This window comes from Anaerobacterium chartisolvens, from assembly GCF_003337415.1.
Taxonomy (GTDB): Bacteria; Bacillota; Clostridia; order Acetivibrionales; family DSM-27016; genus Anaerobacterium; species Anaerobacterium chartisolvens.
On the sequence record NZ_QPJT01000083.1, the window covers coordinates 1 to 1,114 of the forward strand.

1 protein-coding gene is annotated in these 1,114 nt (G+C 40.6%); it reads left to right on the forward strand.

All coding sequences use genetic code 11. The features are described from left to right. The first annotated feature begins 83 nt into the window (after positions 1-83). A complete protein-coding gene (locus DFR58_RS21635) occupies positions 84-1,007 on the forward strand; it encodes a transposase (RefSeq protein ID WP_170138288.1) in 924 nt (307 codons plus the stop codon). Positions 1,008-1,114 lie beyond the last annotated feature (107 nt).

Consider the following 1,114-nt stretch of genomic DNA (forward strand, 5'->3'; position numbering starts at 1 on the left):
TTTTAGAACATTTGTTCTTGACAATTATTACACAAAGGAGGTATAATATATCTCATAAAGCAATATATTCTGAGGTGATGATTATGCCGAGAGCAGCCAGAAAAAAGTCAGATGGGTCCATGTACCACGTTATGTCCAGAAGCATAAGCGAGGTGGAGCTTTTCCGATGTGATGAGGATAAAGCGTATTATCTTGCGCTGCTAAAGCGCTACATAGATAAATACTGCTGTAAAATCTATGCCTATTGCCTTATGAATAACCATGTCCACTTATATATAAATCCCTGTGGGTTCGATATTTCATTGTTCATGCTTGGGCTCAATACCGCATATGTTACATATTACAACAGACGTTATGGTCGGCACGGGCATTTATTTCAGGGCCGGTTTGCAAGCAAAATAGTTGATAATGATACTTATAGCCTGACACTATCGGCATATATTCATAATAATACAAAGGACTTGCCGGGATACTCAGGCAGAGAGGAGCTTTATCCGTATTCCTCGTATGGAATCTATACAGGCAGACTGAAGGATATGGAAGGAATTGTAGATACCGAATTTCTGCTGCAGCTTTTTAGCAGGGACAAAAAAGAGGCGAGGAGGAAATATTGGTATTTCACCGAGTCAATGAGGGAGACGGGCATTATGAGGGAAGTAGACGAAGGAATAATGAAGGAGTATACCGAAAATTGCTACGAAAGCGGGAAAAAACGGATTATAAGGCATGAATCGCCGGAGAAGCTGATAGAAAAGCTGGGTGAGCTTTTGGGAGAAGCCCTGCCTCAGAGACTTAGGACAAAATTCAGCAGGGACACGGTAGAGGTAAGAGCCTTTATAACATACATAATGCGTGCGTTATGCGGGTATACATATGCAAGGATATGCAGGTATGTGGGAAATATGTCGGTGTCGGGGATATCGCGGCTGTCGAATGAGGGATTTAGGCTGCTGGGAAGGAATGTGCGATACTGTGAGGCTTTCAATTCATTAATTGATATAAATTAAAGAAAAAGAAAGGTATAAAAAATATAACGGATTTAATTAATTTGTGCTCATGTTATTTGTGAGCTTCAAGGAATTATATAAGCTTTTGCCGGGCCTTGCTTGCTTTA

Excerpts from the sequence above, each read along its gene's own strand:
- DFR58_RS21635 (WP_170138288.1), top strand. The coding sequence starts at position 84 with ATGCCGAGAGCAGCCAGAAAAAAGTCAGATGGGTCCATGTACCACGTT.